3 protein-coding genes are annotated in these 6,826 nt (G+C 77.0%); 2 read left to right on the forward strand and 1 reads right to left on the reverse strand.

The features are described from left to right. The first annotated feature begins 433 nt into the window (after nucleotides 1-433). Both VE614_RS32435 and VE614_RS32440 read left to right on the forward strand, forming a co-directional pair. Nucleotides 434-2,533, forward strand: coding sequence for an asparagine synthase-related protein (locus VE614_RS32435; protein WP_324945525.1), 2,100 nt, complete (start codon nucleotides 434-436; stop codon nucleotides 2,531-2,533). 390 nt (nucleotides 2,534-2,923) lie between these two features. Then, nucleotides 2,924-6,181 carry a BTAD domain-containing putative transcriptional regulator gene (locus tag VE614_RS32440; protein WP_324945528.1) on the forward strand — a complete coding sequence of 1,086 codons (3,258 nt, stop codon included), beginning with the start codon at nucleotides 2,924-2,926 and terminating at the stop codon, nucleotides 6,179-6,181. Here the strand turns inward: VE614_RS32440 and VE614_RS32445 are convergent. After that, on the reverse strand, nucleotides 6,153-6,826 hold a 674-nt coding region (locus VE614_RS32445), incomplete at its 5' end, for an NPCBM/NEW2 domain-containing protein (RefSeq protein WP_324945533.1). The genes VE614_RS32440 and VE614_RS32445 overlap by 29 nt on opposite strands.

The following is a 6,826-nucleotide window of genomic DNA, read 5'->3' on the forward strand; positions in this document are numbered from 1 at the left end:
GCGGTCCGGCCCGGGGGGCGAACTCCGTTTCCCGGGCCGTGCGCCCGTTCGGCGGTGCGCAGAGCCTGTACGGAGCGTGCACGGCGCCGACGCCGAGAGCGGCTCGTGGTCTTGGAATGGCTGAAAGTCGCCCCCGTGGTCGAACGGTGATTGCCCCGGCGACCATGTGGTTTGAGGGCGCGTTGGGGGTTTTCGGGGGGCGTACCGGGGGCGCATTCGTGTCGTCGGGGTTTCGCAATCCCCGTGCCCAGAGCGGGCGTTGGCGTCAGCTCGGCGTCAGTGGCGCCTTTGCCCGGGGCGCATGCCAGGGCGCGTGGGGCGCATTCGAGGGATCGTCAGCGGCTCCGCCGACGCTCCCCGGCGCGTCCTTCGTGGCAGCATGGTGAACCGGTTCCTGCGGTGCACTGGTTGTCCACAGCCTGTGGAGGCGTCGATGCGGTGGTTGGTGGGGTGGAGCAGCACCGCCGCGGGCGCCGTCGGCATCGGCTCGGCGGGCGCCACCGGATACGACGGCGAGACCCTGCACCCGGTCGGTTCCCAGCTCCTGTGGGGCGACCCCGACCCGCTGTGGGCGGTCGGCGACTGGCGCCCCGACGAGGTGCGCGTGGTCACCGCCGACCCGCAGACCCGGATCGCCGTCCTCGGCACCTGCGGCGCCAGCGACGAACAACTGCGGGTCGGGCTCTTCGCGGCGCGCGGCGGCGCACTGCGGCATCTGACCGCCTGGCCGGGCAGCTACACGGCGGTCGTCCAGGTCGGGCGCCGCATCACCGTCTGCGGCGACCTCGCGGGCGCCCGCCCCGTCTTCCACGCCCCCTGGGCCGGCGGCACCGCCTACGCCACCGCCGCGCTGCCGCTCGCCGACCTCATCGAGGCCAACCTCGACTTCGGCCACCTCGCCGCGCTGCTCGCCGCCCCGGACGTACCGGCCGCGGTGCAGGAGTCCACCCCGTACGACGGAGTACGGCGCATTCCCCCGGGGCATGCGCTCATCCTGCGCGGCGGGGCGCGTGAGATCGCCGGCTACGAGCAGGTGTCCTCCCTCGCGGTGGCCGCGCCCCCCGCCGACCCCGACCGCGCGGTGGACGCCGTACGCGACGCCCTGGTGGAAGCGGTGCGGGCCCGGCTCTCCGCACCCCGGCACGTCCCCGGCTCCGGCATCGACCCCGGGCCCGTCCCCGGCATGGGTCCCGCGGAACGCCGTGCCGCGCGCGGGATGCCGGTCCCGGGCATCGGCGCCGACCTCTCCGGCGGCCCCGCCTCGGCCACCCTCGCCCTGCTCGCCGCGGGCCTGCCCGGCATGCCGGGCACCGTCCTCGGGCACGGCACCGGCGCCGGGGAACGGCTGCTCGCCGTCACCTTCAACGACCTGGCCGTCGGCGGCCGGGAGGCCGAACTGGAACGGGCCGGCGCGCTCGCCGCCGGGCCCCGGCTGCACCACGTCGTGGTCACCGGCGGCGAGGAGACCCTGCCGTACGCCGAACTGGACGGCCCGCTGACCGACGAGCCCGGCCCCTGCCTGGTGACCGCCGCCCGGCACCGCGCCCGGCTCGCCGCGGGCAGCGCCGACCACCTCACCGGCTACGGCGCCCGCCAGGTCCTCGACGCCCATCCCGCGCGGCTCGCCGACCTCCTGATGGACCGGCGGCGCCGGCACCTGGTGCGCCCGGTGGCCGCGCTGGCGAAGGCGGACGGCTCGGTACTGGTCCCCGCGCGCGTGTACGCCGCCGCCCGCCGCCTCGTCCGAACGCCCTACCGCGCGGGCGTCGAAGGCCTCGCCGAACAGCTCCTCCAGCGGTCCTTCGACGAACCCGGGGGCGCCACGGGGGCTTCCCTCGCGGCACTCACCTGGGCCAGACCCGGCCCGGCGGCGCGCTGGCTGACCGGGGAGGCGCTCGCTGAAGTATCGGTTCGGCTCCAGACCGCGATCCAGCGGGCCGCCGTCGGTCCCGACCGCCGCCCCGGCGACTTCCGCGCCCGCGCGGCCCTCGCCCGCACCGCCGCCGACGTCCGCGTCCTCGAACAGGCCGCCGAGATCCGCTTCCAGCGCCTGCACACGCCCTTCCTGGACAACCAGGTCGTCCGCGCCTGCCGCGAGCTGCCCGAGGCGCTGCGCGTGCAGCCCGGGGCACGCGCCGCGATCCTGCGCACCGTGCTGACCGGCGCCGGGGTCGCCGACCTGCCGCCCGGCTGGGGCGCCACCTCCCAGGCCCCGGCGGCGGCCGCCGCCCGCACCGGGCTGCGCGTCGCGACCGACTCCCTGATGGCCCTCTTCGACACCCCGCTGCTGGCGCAGGCGGGCCTGGTCGAGGCCCGTGTGGTCCGCAAGGCCGTGCGCCGCGCCGCCGAGGGCGAGCCCCTGCCCCTCGACGGCCTCGCCGACCTGGTCTCGCTGGAACTCTGGCTCCGCCGCCTCCTCGCCCGCCGGGGAACCTGCTGGACCGGCACCCCCGGCCGCGCCCGCGCCGTCCCGGCGGGCATCGTCCCGCAGCGCGGGGCACTGGGGGCGGGGGCCACGGTACGACGGGCCTAGCCGGCCCAGGGCACACCCTTGGGCGAGGATCCGCTGCAAGGGCTTCGTTCCCGGGAGCCCGCCAGCACGCGGGGTTGGGGTCCTGGGGTCCGCTCCCGCGGGGCCGGTTTCCTGGGTGCCCGCATGGGCGGGGTTCGGTTCCCGGGGTCCGTTCCGGTGGGGTTCCGTTCCTGGAAGCCCCCTCCCACGCGGTACGCCCCTGCTGCGGGCCACCGCTCCCGCGGGGCACCCCCGCCCGGCGGGCACTCGCTCCCGCGCGGCGTCCCTTTCCCGCGCGGCACCCCCGCCACGGAGGACACCCGCGCCCGCGCGGCGCCCCTCCCCCTGCCGCCCCCTCCCGCTCAGCCACCCGTGCGCCGCCGCGCCCCTCCCCCCGGCGACAATGAGCCGGTGCGGTACAGGATCCTGGGGGTCAGCCAGGCGGAGGACGGTCACGGCGGAGTCGTATCCGTCGGAGGCCCACGCGTGCGTGCCCTGCTTGCCGCGCTCGCCGTGCGGGCCGGGCGGGTCACCGCACCCGCGACGCTGATCGACGAGGTCTGGGCGGACGACCCGCCGCGGGACGCCCCGGCCGCGCTCCAGGCTCTGGTCGGGCGGCTGCGCCGGGCCGTGGGCAGGGACGCGGTGGTCTCCGAGCCCGGCGGCTACCGGCTCGCCGCCGAACGGGACGACATCGACCTGTTCGTGTTCGAACGGCTCGTCCGACAGGGCACGGCCGCCCTGGACCGAGGCGAGCCGGCCGCCGCCGCCCGCGACCTGGCCGACGCCCTCGCACTGTGGCGCGGCCCGGCCCTCGCCGACCTCCCGGACCGCACCGCCGCCGCCCGCCCGGAGGCGCTGCGGCTCACCGCGATCCGCGCCCGCATCGACGCGGACCTGCGCCTGGGGCGCGCCGAGGACGTCGTACCGGAGCTGACCGAGCTGGCGAAGGCCCACCCGTACGACGAGCCCCTGCACGCCCTCCTGCTGCGCGCCCTGCGCGACTCGGGCCGCGGGGCCGACGCCCTCGCCGCCTACGAGACCGCGCGGCGGGCGCTGGCCGAGGGATTGGGCACCGGCCCGGGACCGGAGCTGCGGGCCCTGCACCAGGAGTTGCTCAGGCCGGATGAGCAGCCGTCCGGGCCGGAGGCCGCGGGGACCGTGCCCCTCAGCCCGCCCCGCCCCGAGCCCACCGGCAATCTGCGGCCCCGGCTGACGACGTTCGTCGGCCGGGAACTCGAAGTCGACGCGCTGCGTTCGGAATTGCACAGGGCCCGCCTGGTCACCCTCACCGGTCCGGGCGGCTCCGGAAAGACCCGTCTCGCCGAGGAGGCCGCCGCCGGGCTCCCGCAGGCGTGGCTGGTCGAGCTGGCCTCGCTCGACCGGCCGGAGGCGGTGCCGGGCGCGGTGGTCAACGCGCTGGGTCTGCGGGAGACCGTGTTGATGACCCATGACCTGGCGGCCCCGCAGGACGACCCGCTCGCCCTGCTCGTAGAGCACTGCGCCACGCGCAGCCGGCTCCTGATCCTCGACAACTGCGAACATGTCATCGACGCGGCAGCCGACCTCGCCGAGACCCTGCTGACCCGCTGCCCCGGCCTCAGGATCCTCGCGACCAGCCGGGAACCCCTGGGTGTCCCCGGCGAGTCGGTGCGCCCGGTCGACCCGCTCTCCCCCGACCAGGCGCGGCGCCTCTTCGCGGACCGCGCGGCGGCCGTCCGTCCCGGCGCCGACGCGCTGCTGCGCGACGAGAAGGCCGTCGCGGAGATCTGCCGCCGCCTCGACGGGCTGCCGCTCGCGATCGAGCTGGCCGCGGCCCGGCTGCGGCTGCTCACGCCCCGGCAGATCGCCGACCGCCTCGACGACCGCTTCCGCCTGCTGACCGCCGGCAGCCGTACGGTCCTGCCCCGCCAGCAGACCCTGCGCGCGGTCGTCGACTGGTCGTGGGACCTGCTCGACGAGCGGGAGCGGACGGTGCTGCGCGAGCTGTCCGTCTTCACGGGCGGCTGGGACCTCGCCGCGGCGGAGGCCGTGTGCGGCGGCCCGGTGGCCGACCTCCTGGGCGCGCTCGTCGACAAGTCCCTGGTGGTGGCGGCCCCGTGCGAGCGGGAGGGCGCGGCGGGCATGCGGTATCGCCTGCTGGAGACCATCCACGAGTACGCCGCCGAACGCGCCGCCGAGGCCCCGGGCCGGCGTGCCGCTGCCGAGCGGCGCCACCGCGCGTGGGTGCGCGCGCTCGTCGAGGAGGCGGAGCCGCAGTTGCGCTCCGCCGGGCAGCTGCCGTGGATCGCCCGTCTGGAGGCCGAGCTGGACAACATCCGCGCGGCCCTGCACCGCGCCACGGCCGCCGGGGACGAGGCGGAGGCCGCCGCGATCACCCTCGCCATGGGCTGGTTCTGGTGGTTGCGCAACTACCGCCAGGAGGGCGTGCACTGGGTGGACCGTGTGCTGCGCCTGAGCGCCGCGGCCGGCTCACCCGGCACACCGGCTCCCGACCCGGTCGACGCCTTCCTCGCGGCCCCGCCGGACGCGGAGCGGCACCCGCTGCGCCCCCTCCGCATGGACCTGCGGATGCTCCACCTTTTCCTCACCTCGGAGGACGGCCCGGGGGACCGGGCGGACGACCCCCGGTACGCGCGCTATGTCGCCCGCGTGCGTGCCGCCTACGAGCGGGGCGGACCGGAAGCCGCGCGGATGCCCGGCATCGTCTGGCCGCTGACCGTCTTCCAGCAGCGGGGCGCGGGCCTGCGCCGGCTCCTGGACACGGCGGTCGCCAACTGCCGGGAGTACGGCGGCGACTGGGAGCTGGGCGTCGCCCTGATGCTGCGGACCCATATGGTCGTCGATTCGGCCGGCGGGCTGCGCGGGGTGGACGAGGACCTGGCCGAGCTGCGTGACCTCAGCCGGCGGGTCGGGGACCGCTGGATGCGGGCGCAGGTGTGCAGCGCGGCGGGTGAGGCGGCCATGGCGCGCGGCCGTTTCGCGGAGGCCCGCGAGGAGTACGGCGAGGCGCTGCGGCTCGCCCACGAGGTGGGGGCGTACACGGAGACGCCGTTCCTGCTCGCCCGGCTCGGGGAGATCGCCTTCCGCTCGGGCGACCGCCGCGCGGCGGAGGCTGCCCTGGACGAGGCGAGCGAGGCCGCCGACCGGCACTGGGTGACGGATGCCCGGGCGTTCGTCTCGCTGCTGCGGGCCTATATGGCACTGGACGAGGGGGACCCCGTCCGCGCCCGCGAGCTGTGCCGGACGATCCGCGCGGAGATCGCCCACGGCTCACCGCCGCCCCAGTTCATCGCGGCGGTGGATCTGATCGAGGCACTGGTCACGGCCGTCGAGGAGGGCCCGGAGCGGGCCCTGCCGATGCTGGCCCGCGCGCTGCGCCGGGCGGTGGCGGAGCACTGCGCGGAGACGGTCACGGCGGGGATCGTGGACGAGGCGGCCAATCTGCTGGGGCGGCTGGGTGACTTTCCCCGCACGGCCCGGCTGCTCGCGGCCGGTGAGCGGCTGCGCGGCGGCCTTCCGCGCGCGCTGCCGGAGCGGACGGAGACCGAGCGGACCGAGGCCGCGGCCCGCACCGCCCTGGGCTTGGATCGCTACGCGACCGAGTGCGCCCGGGGCGCCGCCCTCACCATGGACGAGATCATCGGCGAACTCGCTGCGTGCAGGTGAACGTCGACTCCGCCCAGTCCGCGACCGCCACGTCGTCGAGGTGGTTGTGCGGTTCGACCACCAGCCGTACGGCCTTCCGGCCGGTCAGGTCCACCTGGACCGGCACGGCCGCGTCCCCGCCCTTGACGAGCGCGGACTTCCACAGCGGCACGCCGTCGGCGTGGACCGAGAAGTACACCTTGCCGAGCTTCAGCGTCATGTCGTCGACGCCGGCCAGCGCCTGGTACGCGGTGCACTCACGGTTGAGGTCGATGGTGACGGAGGACCGGCCCCGCACGGTGACACCGCGCGCGTAGGAGGTCCCGCCGATCGACAGTCCCCGCCGCTGCCACACCCAGCCGCTCTCGCCGATCCGCATCTCGGGCTTGCCGCCGTCGCCGCTGATGTCGTACGCCAGCTCGCTCCACTGGTAGACGACCGGCGCGGGCGGGGGAGCGGGCTTCGGGGTCGGCGTCGGGGTGGGCGTCGGGGTCGGCGTCGGGGTGGGCGTGGGGGTGCGGGTCGGCGGAGGAGCCGGTGTGGGGCGGGGCTCAGGGGCGGGCGTGGGCGCCGCGGCGATCACCGGGGGCCGTGGCGCGGGCCGCTGCGTCGGCGGGGCCGGGGACGGCGGCTCCGGTTCGGGCGCCGGCGCGGACACGGGCGGCT

It is taken from the genome of Streptomyces sp. (genome assembly GCF_035645055.1).
In the GTDB taxonomy this organism is placed as follows: domain Bacteria; phylum Actinomycetota; class Actinomycetes; order Streptomycetales; family Streptomycetaceae; genus Streptomyces.

Excerpts from the sequence above, each read along its gene's own strand:
- VE614_RS32435 (WP_324945525.1), top strand. The coding sequence starts at position 434 with ATGCGGTGGTTGGTGGGGTGGAGCAGCACCGCCGCGGGCGCCGTCGGC.